The organism is Streptomyces sp. NPDC037401 (genome assembly GCF_055602345.1).
Map to the genome: position 1 here is coordinate 18,306 of NZ_JBVJWO010000027.1, position 15,916 is coordinate 34,221.

Sequence of the window (15,916 nt, forward strand, 5' to 3'; positions counted from 1 at the left end):
GTATGAAGATGACCGCGCGCGGGAGCATTGCGGCGCTCATGACGTGTATGGCCACGGCGGTGGCGGCTTCGCCGGCCGTGGCGGGCGGGCACGTGCCCGTCGATGTCCCCCTGGAGGCCCTGGAGTCCTCGGTGGGAGTGCCGGCCCCGAAGCTGGCCACCGGACTGCCCCTGCCGGTGCCGGGCGCGATCGAGGCCCCGCGGCACCACAGTGGCGAGCTGCTGCCCAACCCGGTGCTGCCGGCGGTCCCGCTGGTGGGGGAACTGGCCCCCACCCTCGTCGAGACCCCGCTGCCGGGCCTGCTCGGCACCGGCAACCCCGACGAGGCCGAGGTCAGTTCCCCGACCTCGCCGCTGCTCGCCAGCGGGGCCGGCGCGGTCGTCGGCGCCCCGCTGAGCATGCCGGACGGCTCGAACTACGGCCTGCCGAAGCTCGTCCAGCCCCGGCTCGGGGTGATCGGCCCCGCGCTCCAGGGCGACCCGGCGGCGTTCCTCGGTCTGCACTGACCGTCGGCGGCCCCCACCAAAAGCCCGCCCGGTCTGCCACCGTGTACACATGGGATTCCATGTCGATTCCGAGACCGGGCGGCTGCGCCGCGTCATCCTCCACCGGCCCGACCTGGAGCTGAAACGCCTCACCCCGAGCAACAAGGACGCCCTGCTCTTCGACGACGTGCTGTGGGTGCGCCGGGCCCGCCAGGAGCACGACGGGTTCGCGGACGTGCTGCGCGACCGCGGGGTGGCGGTGCACCTGTTCGGCGACCTGCTGGGCGAGGTCCTGGAGGTCCCGCAGGCCAGACACCTGGTCCTGGACCGGGTCTTCGACGAGAAGGAGTACGGACCGCTGGCCACCGGGCACCTCCGGGCGGCCTTCGACGATCTGCCGGCGGCCGACCTCGTCGAGTCGCTCGTCGGCGGCATGACGAAGCGTGAATACCTGGAACGGTTCCCGGAGCCCGTCTCGGTCCGCTTCCACGCCCTGGACCTGGACGACTTCCTGCTCGGGCCGCTCCCCAACCACCTCTTCACCCGGGACACCTCCGCCTGGATCTACGACGGCGTGTCCATCAACGCGATGCGCTGGCCCGCCCGGCAGCGCGAGACGGTCCACTTCGAGGCCATCTACCGCCACCACCCGCTGTTCACGGCCTCCGGCGCCTTCCACTTCTGGTCGCAGGGACTGGCCGACTACCCGTCCACCATCGAGGGTGGGGACGTCCTCGTCATCGGCAACGGCGCCGTCCTCATCGGGATGAGCGAGCGCACCACCCCGCAGGCCGTGGAGATGCTCGCGCGCGGCCTGTTCGCCGCCGGGTCCGCCCGTACGATTGTGGCGCTCGACATGCCCAAGCGGCGGGCGTTCATGCACCTGGACACGGTCATGACGATGGTCGACGGAGATACGTTCACTCAGTACGCGGGGCTGGGCATGCTGCGCTCGTACACCATCGAGCCGGGCGCGGGCGAGGCGGAGCTGAAGGTCACCGACCACCCGCCGGAGCACATGCACCGGGCGATCGCCGCCGCCCTGGGCCTGGACGCGATCCGGGTGCTGACGCCGACCCAGGACGTGCACTCCGCCGAGCGCGAGCAGTGGGACGACGGCTGCAACGTGCTCGCCGTCGAGCCCGGGGTGGTCGTCGCGTACGAGCGCAACGTCACCACGAACACCCATCTGCGCAAGCAGGGCATCGAGGTGATCGAGATCCCGGGCAGCGAGCTGGGCCGCGGCCGGGGCGGCCCGCGCTGCATGAGCTGCCCGGTGGAGCGGGACGCCGTGACCTGAGGGGCGTGCGCGGGCCGGAGCCGGTGCGCGGGCTGGTGCGCGGGCTGGTGTGAGGGGGACGGCGTGAGGGGGGTCTCTGTATATGAATGCAGAGTCTCGTATATACTTTCACAGTCCCCCGAATTTGTGATCTAGGAGCGCCCCCATGGCGACCGACCTGGCCGGCCGGAGTTTCCTCAAGGAGCTCGACTTCACCGCCGAGGAGTTCCGCGGCCTGATCGAGCTGTCCGCCGAGCTCAAGGCGGCCAAGCGGGCCGGCGCCGAGGTGCAGCGGCTGCGCGGGAGGAACATCGCGCTCGTGTTCGCGAAGACCTCCACGCGCACCCGCTGCGCCTTCGAGGTGGCGGCCGCCGACCAGGGCGCGTCCACGACGTACCTCGACCCCGCGGGCTCGCAGATGGGGCACAAGGAGTCGGTCAAGGACACCGCCCGGGTCCTCGGCCGGATGTTCGATGCGATCCAGTACCGCGGCGACAGCCAGGACGCCGTGGAGGAGCTGTCGGAGTTCGCCGGCGTGCCCGTCTACAACGGGCTGACCGACGACTGGCACCCCACCCAGATGCTGGCCGACGTGCTCACCATGACCGAGCACTGCGCCAAGCCGCTGGACCGGATGGCCTTCGCGTACCTGGGCGACGCGCGCTTCAACATGGGCAACTCCTACCTGGTCACCGGCGCCCTGCTCGGGATGGACGTGCGGATCGCGGCGCCCCGTGCGTACTGGCCGGCCGGGCACGTCGTGGACCTGGCCCGCGGCCTGGCCGCCGCCAGCGGGGCCCGGATCACGCTCACCGAGGACGTCACCGAGGCCGTGGCGGCCGCCGACTTCGTCGCCACCGACGTGTGGGTGTCCATGGGTGAGCCCAAGGAGGTCTGGGACGAGCGGATCGCGGCCCTGGCGCCGTACGCCGTGACGATGGACGTGCTGCGGGCGACCGGGAACCCGGACGTGAGGTTCCTGCACTGCCTGCCCGCGTTCCACGACCTGGGCACGCGGGTCGCCCGCGAGATCCACGAGCGGCACGGCCTGGACTCGCTGGAGGTGACGGACGAGGTGTTCGAGTCGGTGCACTCGGTCGTCTTCGACGAGGCGGAGAACCGCCTGCACACCATCAAGGCCGTCCTGGTCGCCACGCTCGCCGGAGCCGGCGCATAGTCATTCAGCCGCTCGTGCGCCGCTGATGCGGCTGCCGCTGCCGGCCCGGCAGCGTGAACCACACGGCTTTGCCGTACGGGGTGCGGCGGTGCCCGCAGTCGGAGCTCAGCGAGCGGATCAGCAGCAGGCCGCGGCCGTGCTCCTGCCACGGGTCGGGGCAGGCGTCCCGGGCGCCGCGGCCGAGCTCGCCCGGCGGGCGCGGGTCGCCGTCGTGCACCTCGACCTGGCAGCCGTCCGCCAGCAGCTCCACCACCAGCTCGATGGGGGACCGGCCCGCAGTGTGCTCCACCGCGTTGGCGACCAGCTCGGCTGTGAGCAGCTCCGCCGTGTCGCTGTCCGCCGGTGCCTCGCCGTCGGAGAGCGCGGTGCGCACCACGGCGCGGGCCATCGGCACGGCCGCCGTGGTGTGCGGCAGGGCGATGCGCCACGAGGCGAGAGCGGCAGGCTCTGGCATGGCGGGGGGCCGTCCTTCCGTGGTGCGGCGGGTCCGTTCCGGGGAGGCCCGGAGGGGAATTCCCGCTTTCAACGATACGAAGTGGAAATTGCGTCCAGTAGGGCACCCCGGCGCAAGTGCAAGGGACCAGGGCAGCCGGGGGTCGGGACCTCCGGCCCGTGTAGCGGCCCCGGCGCCCCGCCCGCGGTGCCGGCGCCCCGCCCGCGGTGCCGGCGCCCCGCCCGCGGTGCCGGCGCCCCGCCCGCGGTGCCGGCGCCCCGCCCGCGGTGCCGGCGGCTCTCCCTCGGCGCCGGCGCAGGTTCAGCGGGCCCGCCCTCACCCGATTGTCGCGTTCCTGTGACGACAGTCACGACTCGGTGATACGTTCATGGGGTGAGCCCCTTCACCGGTTCCGCAGCCCGCACGGAACGATGGCGACACCTGCGGCTGACCACGCACGACGGCGTCGCCACCGTCACCCTCGACCGCCCCGAGAAGCTGAACGCCCTCACCTTCGGCGCCTACGCCGACCTGCGCGACCTTCTCACCGAACTGTCCCGCGAGCGCTCCGTGCGTGCCCTCGTGCTCGGCGGCGAGGGCCGCGGCTTCTGCTCCGGCGGGGACGTGGACGAGATCATCGGCGCCACGCTCTCGATGGACACCGCCCAGCTGCTCGACTTCAACCGGATGACCGGCCAGGTCGTCCGTACGATCCGCGAGTGCCCCTTCCCGGTGATCGCCGCCGTCCACGGGGTCGCCGCCGGAGCCGGGGCGGTCCTCGCCCTCGCCGCCGACTTCCGGATCGCCGACCCGACCGCACGCTTCGCGTTCCTCTTCACCCGCGTGGGCCTGTCCGGCGGCGACATGGGAGCCGCCTACCTGCTGCCCCGCGTCGTCGGCCTCGGACACGCCACCCGCCTGCTGATGCTCGGCGAACCCGTCGGGGCCGCCGAAGCCGAGCGGATCGGCCTCCTCAGCGAACTCACCGAGGAGGGCAAGGCCGGCGTCCGGGCCGCCGAGCTGGCCGCCAGGCTCGCCGCCGGACCCTCCCTCGCCTACGCCCAGACCAAGGCACTGCTCACCGCCGAACTCGACATGCCGCTCGCCGCCTCCGTCGAACTGGACGCCGTGACCCAGGCACTGCTGATGAACGGCGAGGACTACGCAGAATTCCACGCGGCCTTCACCGGCAGGCGGCCGCCCGACTGGCGGGGACGGTAGCCATGAGGGTCGCGGTCATCGGAGGCGGGCCCGGCGGGCTCTACGCGGCAGCGCTGCTCAAGCGGCTGGGACCGCATCGCGACGTCACCGTCTGGGAGCGCAACGCCCCCGACGACACGTTCGGCTTCGGCGTGGTCCTCTCCGACGAGACCCTCGGCGGCATCGAACAAGCCGACCCCGTCGTCTACGCCGCCCTCCAGCGGGAGTTCGTGCGCTGGGACGACATCGACGTCGTCCACCGGGGCCGCGTCCTCACCTCCGGCGGCCACGGCTTCGCCGCCGTGGGCCGCCGCCGGCTCCTGCAGATGCTCCACACCCGCTGCAACGACCTCGGCGTGCAGCTCCGCTTCAGGACCGAGGCGCCCCCCGCCGCCGAACTGGCCGCCACCCACGACCTCGTGATCGCCGCGGACGGCATCCACAGCCTCACCCGCAGCGCCCACGCCCACGTCTTCCGGCCGCGCCTGACCACCCACCGCTGCCGCTACATCTGGCTGGCCGCCGACTTCGCCTTCGACGCGTTCCGCTTCGAGATCGCCGAGACCGAGCACGGCGTCATGCAGCTGCACGGCTACCCCTTCGCCGCGGACTCCTCCACCGTCATCGTCGAAATGCGCGAAGAGGTCTGGCAGGCCGCCGGACTCGACCTGTGCGACGAACACGAATCCGCCCTGCGCTGCGCCAAGATCTTCAGCGAGGCGCTCCACGGCCGCCCGCTGCGCGGCAACAACTCCGCCTGGACTGCCTTCCGCACCGTCGTCAACGACCGCTGGTCGCACGGCAACACCGTGCTCCTCGGCGACGCCGCCCACACCGCGCACTTCTCCATCGGGTCCGGCACCAAGCTCGCCGTCGAGGACGCCCTCGCCCTCGCCGCCTGCATCGAGGAACAGGACACCCTGCCCGCCGCGCTCGACGCGTACGAGGCCGAACGCCGGCCGGTCGTCACCTCCACCCAGCGCGCCGCGGCCGCCAGCCTGAACTGGTTCGAGGACCTCGCCGGCTACGTGGACCAGCCGCCCCGGCAGTTCGCCTTCAACCTGCTCACCCGCAGCCGCCGCGTCACGCACGACAACCTGCGACTGCGCGACCCCCGCTTCACCGGACTCGTCGAGCGGGACTTCGGCTGCCCCGAGGGCACCCCGCCCATGTTCACCCCGTACACCCTCCGCGGACTCACCCTGCGCAACCGCGTCGTCGTCTCGCCCATGGACATGTACTCGGCCGAGGACGGCGTCCCCGGGGACCTGCACCTCGTCCACCTCGGGGCGCGCGCCCTCGGCGGAGCCGGACTGGTCATGACGGAGATGGTGTGCGTCAGCCCCGAAGGCCGCATCACACCCGGCTGCGCAGGCCTCTACACCGACCGGCAGGCCGCCGCCTGGACCCGCATCGTCGACTTCGTCCACACCGCCTCGCCCGGCACGGCCATCGGCGTGCAGCTCGGTCACTCGGGCCGCAAGGGCTCGACGAAACGCATGTGGGAAGGCATGGACGAACCCCTACCCGCCGGGAACTGGCCGCTCGCGGCCGCGTCCGCCCTGCCCTACCGGCACGGCGTCAACCAAGTCCCGCGCGCCCTCGCGACCACCGAACTGCCCGCGCTGCGCGACCGGTTCACCGAGGCCGCCCGGCGCGCCGCGGACAGCGGCTTCGACCTCCTCGAACTGCACTGCGCCCACGGCTACCTGCTCTCCGGATTCCTCTCGCCGCTGACCAACCGGCGCACCGACGCGTACGGCGGCCCGCTGGAGAACCGGCTGCGCTTCCCCCTCGAAGTCTTCGACGCGGTACGGGAGGTCTGGCCCGAAGACCGCCCCATGACGGTCCGCATCTCCGCCACCGACTGGGCCGACGGGGGCACCACCGCGGAGGACGCCGTCGCCATCGCCCGCGCCTTCGCGGCGCACGGCGCGGACGCGATCGACGTCTCCACCGGGCAGGTCGTCGCCGACGACCACCCCGAATACGGGCGCTCCTACCAGACGCCGTACGCCGACCGGATCCGCAACGCCGTCGGCGTGCCCGTCATCGCGGTCGGCGCCATCTCCTCCTGGGACGACGTCAACTCCCTGCTGCTGGCCGGGCGTACGGACCTGTGCGCGGTCGGCCGGCCCCACCTGTACGACCCCCACTGGACCCTGCACGCGGCCGCCGAGCAGGAGTACGAGGGCCTGGCCGCACCCTGGCCCACGCCCTACCGCGCCGGATCCCGCCGCCCCCCGACCGGCCGCACGGACGCACCGAAGCCCCGCCTCTCGCTCTAGCCCTCCTGCCCTACCGGTGGTCAGGGCCGTTCGATCACCAGGCGGTCCTCCACGGGGCGGTAGCCGATCCGCTGGTACACGCCGTTGCTCGTCGGGTCGGCGAGGTCGGTGAAGAGGACGACCTCCGTGGCGCCCGCCCGGTGGGCGGCCGTGGTGGCGGCGGACGTGACGGCCGCCGCGTAGCCGCGGCCCCGCAGAGCGGGCGGGGTGTAGACCGGCGCGATCCGGGCCGTCGCGCCGACCGGCCGGCTGAAGCCGGCCATGGCCGCGGGCCCGCCGTCGTCCTCCCAGAGGAGCAGACCGCCGTACGCGAGGCGGGCGAGGACCGCCTCCTCGGACACCGCGGCCGGCTGGTCCGTGTCGCGGCCGAAGGCCGCGTACCACTCGGCGAGCAGCGGAAGGTCGGCCGCGGTGGCGGTGCGGGCGCGGCCGGACGGGGCCGGGTGCGGCGGGACCAGGGACTCCAGGCGGTACAGGCGCAGCTCCTCGACGAGCCGGGCGGGCGATGCCCAGGACCCGGACAGTGCCTGGGCGTCCGTGCGGCGGGCGTTGAGTGCGCCCACCGAGGCGAGCGCGGGCTCGGCGGACAGTGCGGCGCCGAGCGCCGTGACCGCTTCGGCGGGCGCCACCCCGAGCTGGAGCGGATAGGGCGGGGTGCACAGCGCGACCCCGGTCACCGCTCCGGCCGGGCCCGTCCACCAGCCGTAGAGCGGATCGCCCTCCCCGAAGGCGTGCGGACCGCGGCGCTCCAGGGCGTCGATGCACGTCAGGAGGAGGGTGTGGGAGACGGGATGGGAGGCGGTGAAGGGCCCGGCGGCAGCGGTGAAGACCGCGAGGTCACCGGTGAAGGTCCAGGTCATACGCCATGATGCGGGGCGGGGGCGGCCGGGTGCACCGGGTTTTGGGGCGGCGCGGCGACCCGGCACGTTGCACTGTGAAATGTCACAGTGCAACGACGAATTGCGCCCCCGTGTCCCGCAGCCGCGCGTGGAGCTCGGCGAACACCGCCTCCGACCGGTCGCCCGGCCAGTCGGACGGCAGCAGGGCGGACGGCAGGCCCGGATCGGCGTACGGCAGCCGACGCCAGGAGTCCAGCGCCAGCAGGTAGTCCCGGTAGGCCTCCTCGGGCGTGCCCCGGCGGCCCGCCTGCCAGTCCCGCAGCACCGGCTCGTGCAGGTCGAGGAACTCCTCGTGCTGCTTGGCCACCGATGCCAGGTCCCACCAGCGGGACACGGCCTCCGCCGTCGGCGCGAAGCCGAGGTGTTCGCCGCGGAACAAGTCGACGTACCCGCCCAGTTGCAGCCGCTCCAGCGTGTGCCGCGTCTCCTCGTGCAGCCCCGCCGGGGCGATCCACACGCCCGGGGCGGCCGTGCCGAAGCCCAGCCGGGCCAGCCGGGAGCGCAGCAGGTGCCGCTTGTGCCGCTCCTGCTCGGGCACCGAGAACACGGCCAGCAGCCACCCGTCGGCGGTGTCGGCCGCGCCCGGAGCCCGGTAGATGCGCCGGTCGCCGTCCGTCAGCACCTCGCGCGCCTCGTCCGACAGGGCGTACGCCGCCGCGCCGTCGGCCGTACGGGCCGGGACCAGGAAGCCGCGCCGTTTCAGGCGGGAGACCGAGGAGCGGACGGAGGGCGCGTCGACGCCGGCCGCGCCGAGCAGCCGGATCAGGGCGGCCACCGGGACGGGGCCCTGCTCCGGCCGCCCGTAGGCGCCGTAGAACGTGACGATCAGGGATCGCGGAGTGTGCTGCTCGGCCACGTGGTCACTCTAGATCGCGCAGCCGGAAGCGCTGCAGTTTGCCGGTGGCCGTGCGGGGGAGCGAGGCCACGAAGACGAACGACCTCGGGCACTTGTACGGGTTCAGCTCGGCTTTCATGAAGGTGCGCAAGTCGTCCTCGGTGGCGTCGGCCCCCGCCCGCAGCACCACGTAGGCGACGGGGATCTGCCCGCGCCGCTCGTCCGGCTGTCCCACCACCGCGGCCTCCGCCACGTCCGGGTGGCGCAGCAGGGCGTCCTCCAGCTCGGGCCCGGCGATGTTGTAGCCCGCCGAGATGATCATGTCGTCCGCCCGGGCGACGTAGCGGAAGTAGCCGCCTTCCTCGCGGACGTAGGTGTCACCTGTGACATTCCACCCGTCGCGTACGTACTCGCGCTGGCGCGGGTCGGCCAGGTACCGGCAGCCGACCGGCCCACGGACCGCGAGCAGCCCCGGCTCGCCGTCCGCGACCGGCTTGCCCGCCTCGTCCACCACCCGGGCCTGCCAGCCCGGCACCGGCAGCCCCGTGGTGCCCGGGCGGATCTCCTCGTCGGCGGCCGAAATGAAGATGTGCAGCAGCTCGGTGGCCCCGATGCCGTTGATGATCCGCAGGCCCGTGCGGTCGTACCAGGCCTGCCAGGTCGCCGCGGGCAGGTTCTCCCCGGCGGACACGCACCGGCGCAGTCGGCTCAGGTCGTGGCCGTTCAGCTCCTCCAGCATCGCCCGGTACGCCGTCGGCGCCGTGAACAGCACCGACACCCGGTGCTCCGCGAGCGCCGGCAGCAGCTGCCGCGGCCCGGCCTGCTCCAGCAGCAGCACCGAGGCCCCCGCGCGCAGCGGGAAGACGAGCAGCCCGCCCAGGCCGAAGGTGAAGCCGAGGGGCGGACTGCCCGCGAACACGTCGTCCGGCTCCGGCCGCAGCACCTGCCGGGAGAAGGTGTCGGCCACGGCGAGCACGTCCCGGTGGAAGTGCATGCAGCCCTTGGGCCGTCCGGTGGTACCGGAGGTGAACGCGATCAGCGCCACGTCGTCGGCCGAGGTCCCCACCGGCTCGTAGCGCTCCGGCTTGCCGGCCGCGAGGCTCAGCAGGTCCCCGGGCGAGTCGCCGCCGTACGGGGTGATGCGCAGACCCGGCACGGCGGCGTTCGACAGGTCATCGAGCACGGTGACATGGCACAGTGCATGAGTGACCTGCGCGATGTCGCACACCGTTGCCAGCTCGTGCGCCCGCTGCTGCGGCAGCACGGTGACGGCCACCGCCCCCGCCTTCATCACCGCCAGCCAGCAGGCGGCCAGCCACGGCCCGGTCGGCCCGCGCAGCAGGACCCGGTTGCCCGGAGCGACCCCCAGATCGGCGGTCAGGACATGGGCGATCCGGTCGACCCGGACCTGCAGCTGCCCGTACGTCCAGACGTGTCCGTCCCCCGTACGGAAGACGGTCCGGTCCGCGCCGAAGCGCTCCACCGTCGCGTCCAGCAGCTCCGCGCCGCAGTTCAGCCGGTCCGGGTACGTGAGCTCGGGCAGGGGAAAGACGAGCCGGGGCCACTCCCCGGCCGGCGGCAGGTGGTCGCGGGCAAACGAGTCGGCGTGTGCGGACGGTTTGAGTTCCAAGGCATTCGCCCCCATGGCGGCGGTCCGGAAATGTGGTGGAGCCGGCCGTGCGGTTGCCAATCGAGCGTATCGTGGGAGTGACGGCAGTCAAACGCACGCGATAGAACTCGCCCAACTCGCCTAACTCGCTCAACTCGCCGACTGCACTCGCCGACGGGCGAGAGGAAGAGGCCGCGATGCCGTGGTTCGCGCTCGAGCCGGAGCAGGAACGCTGGTGCGCCGAGCTGCGCACCCTCGCCGCCGACCGGCTGCGCCCCCTCGCCGACAAGGGCGAACCGGGCCGCGTCAACCGCCCCCTGCTGGCCGCCCTCGGTGAATCCGGCCTGCTGGACCGGCTGTTCACCTCCGGCGCCCTCGACCTGTGCCTCCTGCGCGAATCCCTCGCCTACGCCTGCACGGAGGCCGAGACCGCGCTCGCCCTCCAGGGGCTGGGCACCCACCCCGTCCTGCGCTCCGGCACCGACGAGCAGCGCGAGCGCTGGCTGCCCGAGGTGCGCACCGGCCGCGCCGTGGCCGCCTTCGCGCTCAGCGAGCCCGGCGCGGGCTCGGACGCGGCGGCACTGGCCCTGCGCGCCGAACCCGACGGCGGCGGCTGGCGGCTGACGGGCGAGAAGCGCTGGATCTCCAACGCGCCCGAGGCCGATTTCTACACCGTTTTCGCCCGAACGGACGACGCACCCGGAGCGCGCGGGGTGACGGCCTTCCTGGTGCCCGCGGACCGCCCCGGGCTCACCGGCGAAGGGCTCGAGATGCTCTCCCCGCACCCCATCGGTGCGCTCTCCTTCGACGCGGTGCCGGTGGGCCCCGCCGACCTGCTCGGCGAGCCCGGCCGCGGCTTCCGCGTCGCGATGGACACCCTCAACCTCTTCCGGCCCAGCGTCGGGGCCTTCGCCGTCGGGATGGCGCAGGCCGCACTCGACGCGACCGTGGGCCACACCTCCCGGCGGACGGCGTTCGGCGGAGTGCTCGGCGACCTCCAGGCCGTCGCCCACCGCGTCGCCGAGATGGCCACCCGCACCGAGGCTGCCCGCCTCCTGGTCTACGCCGCCGCCGGCGCGTACGACAGCGGGGCCCGGGACGTGCCCAGGCGGGCGGCCATGGCCAAGCTCCACGCCACCGAGACGGCGCAGTACGTCGTCGACCACGCCGTACAACTGCACGGTGCCCGTGCACTGCAGCGCGGGCACCTCCTCGAACACCTCTACCGGGAGGTGCGCGCCCCGCGGATCTACGAGGGCGCCAGCGAGGTCCAGCGCACGATCATCGCCCGAGAGCTCTACCGATAAGGAGCGGCACCGATGAGCCTGGAGCGGATCAACCCGCCCGAACTCTCCCCGCCCACCGGCTTCTCGCACGCCGTCACCGCGACCGGCAGCCGGCTCGTGCTGCTGGCCGGGCAGACCTCGCTCGATGCGGCGGGCAAGATCGTGGGGGAGACCCTGCCCGAGCAGTTCGAGACCGCCCTCGGCAACCTGCTCGCCGCGCTCGCCGCGGCGGGCGGCACCCCGGGTGCACTGGCACGTGTGACGGTGTACTCCACCGATGTGGCGGCGTACCGTACCCACGCACCCGAACTCGGCCGTATCTGGCGGCGGTTGGCGGGCCGCGACTACCCGGCCATGGCCGTGGTCGGCACGACCCGCCTGTGGGACGAGCAGGCGATGGTGGAACTGGACGGGATCGCCGTACTGGACTGACCGTCAGCCCTCCAGCAGCGCGCCCATCCACTCCTCGATGCCCGCGACCGTGCGGGGGAGCGCGCCCGACATCAGCCGGGCGCCGTCGGCGGTGATCACGAGGTCGTCCTCGATGCGCACGCCGATGCCGCGCAGTTCGGCGGGGAGCGTCTCGTCGTCGGGCTGGAGGTACAGGCCGGGCTCGACGGTGAGCACCTGGCCCTCCTCCAGCACGCCGTCGAGGTACGTCTCGGCGCGGGCCTTCCCGCAGTCGTGGACGTCCAGCCCGAGCATGTGTCCGCTGCTGCACAGGGTGTAGCGGCGGTGCAGGTCGCCCTCGGCGTTCTTGAGCACGCCCCACTCGGCCAGTCCCTCGGCGATGACCCGCATGCCGGCCCGGTGGAAGTCGCGGAAGCTCGCGCCGGGGCGCAGCGCGGCCATGCCCGCATCCTGTGCGGCCAGGACCAGTTCGTAGACCTGGCGCTGTACGGGGGAGAAGCGGCCGGACAGCGGGAGGGTACGGGTGATGTCGGCGGTGTAGAGGGTGTCGGTCTCCACGCCGGCGTCGAGGAGCAGGAGCTCGGAGGGGTCGAGGCGGCCGTCGTTGTGGATCCAGTGCAGTACGCACGCGTGCGCGCCGGAGGCGGCGATGGTGTCGTAGCCGGTGCCGTTGCCCTCGGCGCGGGCCCGCAGTCCGAAGACCCCCTCGATCCAGCGCTCGCCGCGCGGGTGTGCCAGGGCGCGGGGCAGAGCGCGTACGACGTCCTCGAAGCCGGCGGTGGTGTGGTCCACGGCCAGCTGGAGCTGCTCCACCTCCCAGGCGTCCTTGACCAGCCGCAGTTCGGAGAGGGCGGTGGCGAGTTCGGGGTCGCGGGAGGCATCGCGGCCCGCGGCCGGGCCCGAGGCGCCGAGCCGGTCGAGGTGCTCGCAGCGGATGCCGGTCAGCCGCTCGGCCTCGGCGAGGTCGGGGCGGCGGCCCACCCAGAACTCGCCGTAGCGGCGGTCGCGGTAGAACTCCTCGTTGCCGCCGGAGCGCGGGGAGCGGGGGCGCAGGTAGAGCACCGCCTCGTGGCCGTGCGGGCCGGAGGGCTCCATGACGAGCACGTGGCCGGGCTGGTCCTCGCCGGTCAGGCCGGTCAGCCACGCGTAGGCGCTGTGCGGGCGGAAGCGGTGGTCGCAGTCGTTCGAGCGGACCTTGAGCTCGCCGGCCGGGATCAGCAGCCGCTCGCCGGGGAAGCGGGCGGACAGCCGGGCGCGGCGGGCGGGGGTGACGGCGTACGCGGCGGCACGGGAGTCGGCGGGCAGCGGCGAGGAGGCCCAGCCGGAAGCCATGAACTGGGACAACTCGGCTGATACGGGCAGGTCGTGGCTGCCGATGTTGAGGCGGGAGGGGGTCTCGGTCATGGGTGCTCCCAAGGTGACGTCGGCGGGCGGAATCTGACGCTCCGGAAAACGGAAGGTGCACAGGGCTTGTCAGTGCAATTTCACATTACTATGTTACAGCTCACATCGCGGCGCACCCATCCCCGTCAAGTGCCCGGTGCAGCAGGGAAGTTCGAGCAACACCACCCCCACCTCCCCTCCCAACCAGGAGTTTTTGGTGTCCAAGCACACTGCTGTGCGCACGTCGTTCCTCGCCACGGCCATCGCGGCCACACTCCTCGCCTCCGCCGGGCAGTCGGTGGTCCAGGCCTCGGAGACCGCGCAGCCCGTACCCGCTTCCTTCACCGCGGGCCGCCAGGCGCCGGCCGCCGCTCCCGCTGCGCAGAACCCCTTCGACGAGGTAGACCGCTACGCCCGGGCCCCCAAGGCCAAGCCCGCCCCGGCCTTCGTGCCCGGAGGCCAGGCCGTCGGCCGTATCGCCGGCCCGCAGACCAAGGCCAAGGCCAAGCCCCAGGCGCAGCAGAAGGGCACGCTCGCCGCCGCGCCCACCGCCACCACCGTGGCGGGCGGAGTCCCCTGCACCCTCGACGGGATCACGGGCCTCGGCCCGGAGCAGTTCGCCGATTTCCTCGCCGACCCCGCCGTGACCGCCGACGGCTGTCTGCGCGACCTGATCTGGACCTGGGACGCGCGCCTGACGCCCGTCATGTCCGACGCCCACGTCCAGGCCGTCTCCCGCCGCATATCCAGCCTGGCCGCCGCCCACGACGGGAAGAACGGCAGCCACCTGGAGGAGATGTTCACCTACCTCCACGCCGTCGCGTACCACGACTACTCCCGCTCCGAGATAGACGTGACCGACGCCCCGACCGTCGACGCCATGCGGCGCGCGATAGCCGACTTCGGCAACGCCGCCCGCACCTTCGACGTCACCAGGTCCAACGCCAACACCCTGCGCGAGGCGCTGTACGCGGGCAGCGCCCCGGGCCTGCGCCAGCACCAGCTCGGGCTCATCAAGAAGGTCCTGGGCACCATGGACCCGAGCCACCCGGCCACGCACCTCGACACCGCCTGGGCCGGAGCGGCCCTGGCCGCCCTGTCGGTGAACTACCTGGGCGTCTACCCGGGCAACCAGGACGCCGCGTTCCACGCCGCCGTCGCCCAGGACCCCGCGTACCGCGCCCTCTTCAAGGCCTTCGCCGGCTACGGCCACCTCAAGGGCACCGCCAACTCCTGGGTGGCCCGCGACGCGATCAGCGAGTTCGCCCGCTTCGGCGAGGTCCCCGCCCTGCGGGACGGCGTCATCGCCGAGCTCGGCCCGGCCATGGAGACCGCGAAGGCCACCTTCGGCGCCGGCAGCGAGCAGTGGGCCAAGGCCGTCTCCTGGCTCAACTACTACGGCGCGTGCAAGCAGTACGGCGTCTGCAAGGAAGACATCGAGAAGCAGCTCTTCCCGTACACCTACGTCTACGACAGCGGTGCCATCAAGGTCCGCACCGGCCTCGACAAGGCCACCGTCGACCAGCTCTACTACGCCAGCAAGCGGGTCAAGGCGCAGTTCCACCGCGTCGTCGGCACCGACCAGCCGCTCGCCGGGGACACCAACTCCACGCTGAACATCGTGCTGTACGGCTCACGCGCCGACTACGTGAACTACCACCCGATCCTCACGGGCATGGGTACGAACAACGGCGGCATCTACATCGAGCGCGGCGCCACCTTCTACACCTACCAGCGCCGCGTGCCGCAGGACTCCTCGCTCACCCTCGAGGAGCTGTTCCGCCACGAGTACGTGCACTACCTCAACGGCCGTTTCGCCGTGCCGGGCTACTTCGGCGAGGGCGACTGGTACCAGGGCGACCGCACCACCGCCATGGACGAGGGCACGGCGGAGTTCTTCGACGGTGCCACCCGCGACAACGGCATCGCCGTGCGCAAGTCCCTGGTGAAGTCGATCATCGGCGACACCGCGAACGGCGGCCCGCGGATGACGGTCGAGCAGCTCCTCAATGCGACGTACGAGGGCGACGGCTTCCGCTTCTACAGTTACGCGGGCACGTTCTTCGAGTTCCTGTGGACCTCGCGGCCCTCGCTGCTCCAGGAGATGTACCGGCACCTGCGGGCCGACGACCCGCAGGCCTTCGACCAGTGGCGCAACCGGCTCGGCGCGGACACGTACCTGCAGCGCGACTACGACCGCTTCCTGGACGCCCAGATCGCCAAGGTCGACGACCTGTACGTGCCGAACACCACCTTCACGCCGGTGGACCAGCTCCGGGACTCCGCGCTGGCCTCGGTGAAGGCCGACTTCCACGAGGCGACCTACAACAACCCCGACTGCGTCGAGAACGGCGAGCCGGGCAAGCGCCGGTTCGTCTGCACCGGACAGATCACCGCGAACCTGAAGAACTTCCGCAACCCGGACCAGGTCTTCAAGGACATGTCCGAGACGGTGGACTACTTCATCCTCGACCGGGCGGGCGCCGCGTCCAACAACCTGGCGGACATGAACTGCTCCTTCGGCCCGGTGGAGATCTGGACGAACGGCAAGGCCGGCACCTCGCGTTACTCCTGCGACGGCCCGCTGCGCGGCTGACCCCGGGTACGGCCGGCCCCGGACCCGCGGGGGGC

At 72.7% G+C, this 15,916-nt stretch carries 13 protein-coding genes; 8 read left to right on the forward strand and 5 right to left on the reverse strand.

Translation table 11 applies throughout. The features are described from left to right. The first annotated feature begins 2 nt into the window (after positions 1-2). From ACZ7H1_RS25980 to argF, 3 genes are all read left to right on the forward strand, one after another. Positions 3-506, forward strand: a complete 504-nt coding sequence (locus ACZ7H1_RS25980) for a hypothetical protein (RefSeq protein ID WP_470790158.1) — start codon at positions 3-5, stop codon at positions 504-506. 49 nt (positions 507-555) lie between these two features. Continuing rightward, positions 556-1,785 (forward strand): arginine deiminase, encoded by a 1,230-nt coding sequence (locus ACZ7H1_RS25985; RefSeq protein WP_470790160.1) that lies wholly within the window; start codon positions 556-558, stop codon positions 1,783-1,785. Between the two features lie 145 nt (positions 1,786-1,930). Continuing rightward, on the forward strand, positions 1,931-2,941 hold the full coding sequence (gene argF / locus ACZ7H1_RS25990) for an ornithine carbamoyltransferase (RefSeq protein WP_470790162.1): 1,011 nt from the start codon (positions 1,931-1,933) through the stop codon (positions 2,939-2,941). A 4-nt stretch (positions 2,942-2,945) separates the two neighbouring features. On the opposite strand, the gene ACZ7H1_RS25995 is transcribed toward argF, so the two are convergent. Then, positions 2,946-3,395 carry an ATP-binding protein gene (locus ACZ7H1_RS25995; protein WP_470790164.1) on the reverse strand — a complete coding sequence of 150 codons (450 nt, stop codon included), beginning with the start codon at positions 3,393-3,395 and terminating at the stop codon, positions 2,946-2,948. Positions 3,396-3,767: 372 nt separating this feature from the next. Between ACZ7H1_RS25995 and ACZ7H1_RS26000 the strand changes: the two genes are divergently transcribed. Both ACZ7H1_RS26000 and ACZ7H1_RS26005 read left to right on the forward strand, forming a co-directional pair. After that, on the forward strand, positions 3,768-4,595 hold the full coding sequence (locus ACZ7H1_RS26000) for an enoyl-CoA hydratase family protein (RefSeq protein WP_470790166.1): 828 nt from the start codon (positions 3,768-3,770) through the stop codon (positions 4,593-4,595). A gap of 2 nt (positions 4,596-4,597) precedes the next feature. Beyond that, positions 4,598-6,862: a bifunctional salicylyl-CoA 5-hydroxylase/oxidoreductase gene (locus tag ACZ7H1_RS26005; RefSeq protein ID WP_470790168.1), complete on the forward strand. Its 2,265-nt coding sequence runs from the start codon at positions 4,598-4,600 to the stop codon at positions 6,860-6,862. 20 nt (positions 6,863-6,882) lie between these two features. On the opposite strand, the gene ACZ7H1_RS26010 is transcribed toward ACZ7H1_RS26005, so the two are convergent. The 3 genes from ACZ7H1_RS26010 to ACZ7H1_RS26020 all read right to left on the reverse strand — a co-directional run bounded on the left by ACZ7H1_RS26010 (position 6,883) and on the right by ACZ7H1_RS26020 (position 10,241). Further along, the gene (locus ACZ7H1_RS26010; RefSeq protein ID WP_470790169.1) at positions 6,883-7,722 is read right to left on the reverse strand and encodes a GNAT family N-acetyltransferase; all 840 of its coding nucleotides are present in this window, start codon (positions 7,720-7,722) and stop codon (positions 6,883-6,885) included. Positions 7,723-7,804: 82 nt separating this feature from the next. Continuing rightward, positions 7,805-8,617, reverse strand: a complete 813-nt coding sequence (locus ACZ7H1_RS26015; RefSeq protein WP_470790171.1) for a PaaX family transcriptional regulator — start codon at positions 8,615-8,617, stop codon at positions 7,805-7,807. 4 nt (positions 8,618-8,621) lie between these two features. After that, a complete protein-coding gene (locus ACZ7H1_RS26020) occupies positions 8,622-10,241 on the reverse strand; it encodes an AMP-binding protein (protein ID WP_470790173.1) in 1,620 nt (539 codons plus the stop codon). Between the two features lie 161 nt (positions 10,242-10,402). On the opposite strand from ACZ7H1_RS26020, the gene ACZ7H1_RS26025 reads away from it, so the two are divergent. After that, positions 10,403-11,512: an acyl-CoA dehydrogenase family protein gene (locus ACZ7H1_RS26025; protein ID WP_470790175.1), complete on the forward strand. Its 1,110-nt coding sequence runs from the start codon at positions 10,403-10,405 to the stop codon at positions 11,510-11,512. Positions 11,513-11,524: 12 nt separating this feature from the next. Next, the gene (locus ACZ7H1_RS26030) at positions 11,525-11,923 is read left to right on the forward strand and encodes a RidA family protein (RefSeq protein ID WP_470790177.1); all 399 of its coding nucleotides are present in this window, start codon (positions 11,525-11,527) and stop codon (positions 11,921-11,923) included. Between the two features lie 3 nt (positions 11,924-11,926). Here ACZ7H1_RS26030 and ACZ7H1_RS26035 read toward each other — a convergent pair whose 3' ends face one another. After that, complete coding sequence (locus ACZ7H1_RS26035; protein WP_470790179.1) at positions 11,927-13,306, reverse strand: aminopeptidase P family protein; 1,380 nt, start codon at positions 13,304-13,306, stop codon at positions 11,927-11,929. A 196-nt stretch (positions 13,307-13,502) separates the two neighbouring features. Here ACZ7H1_RS26035 and ACZ7H1_RS26040 point away from each other — a divergent pair, with 196 nt between their 5' ends. After that, the gene (locus ACZ7H1_RS26040; protein ID WP_470790180.1) at positions 13,503-15,881 is read left to right on the forward strand and encodes a collagenase; all 2,379 of its coding nucleotides are present in this window, start codon (positions 13,503-13,505) and stop codon (positions 15,879-15,881) included. Positions 15,882-15,916 lie beyond the last annotated feature (35 nt).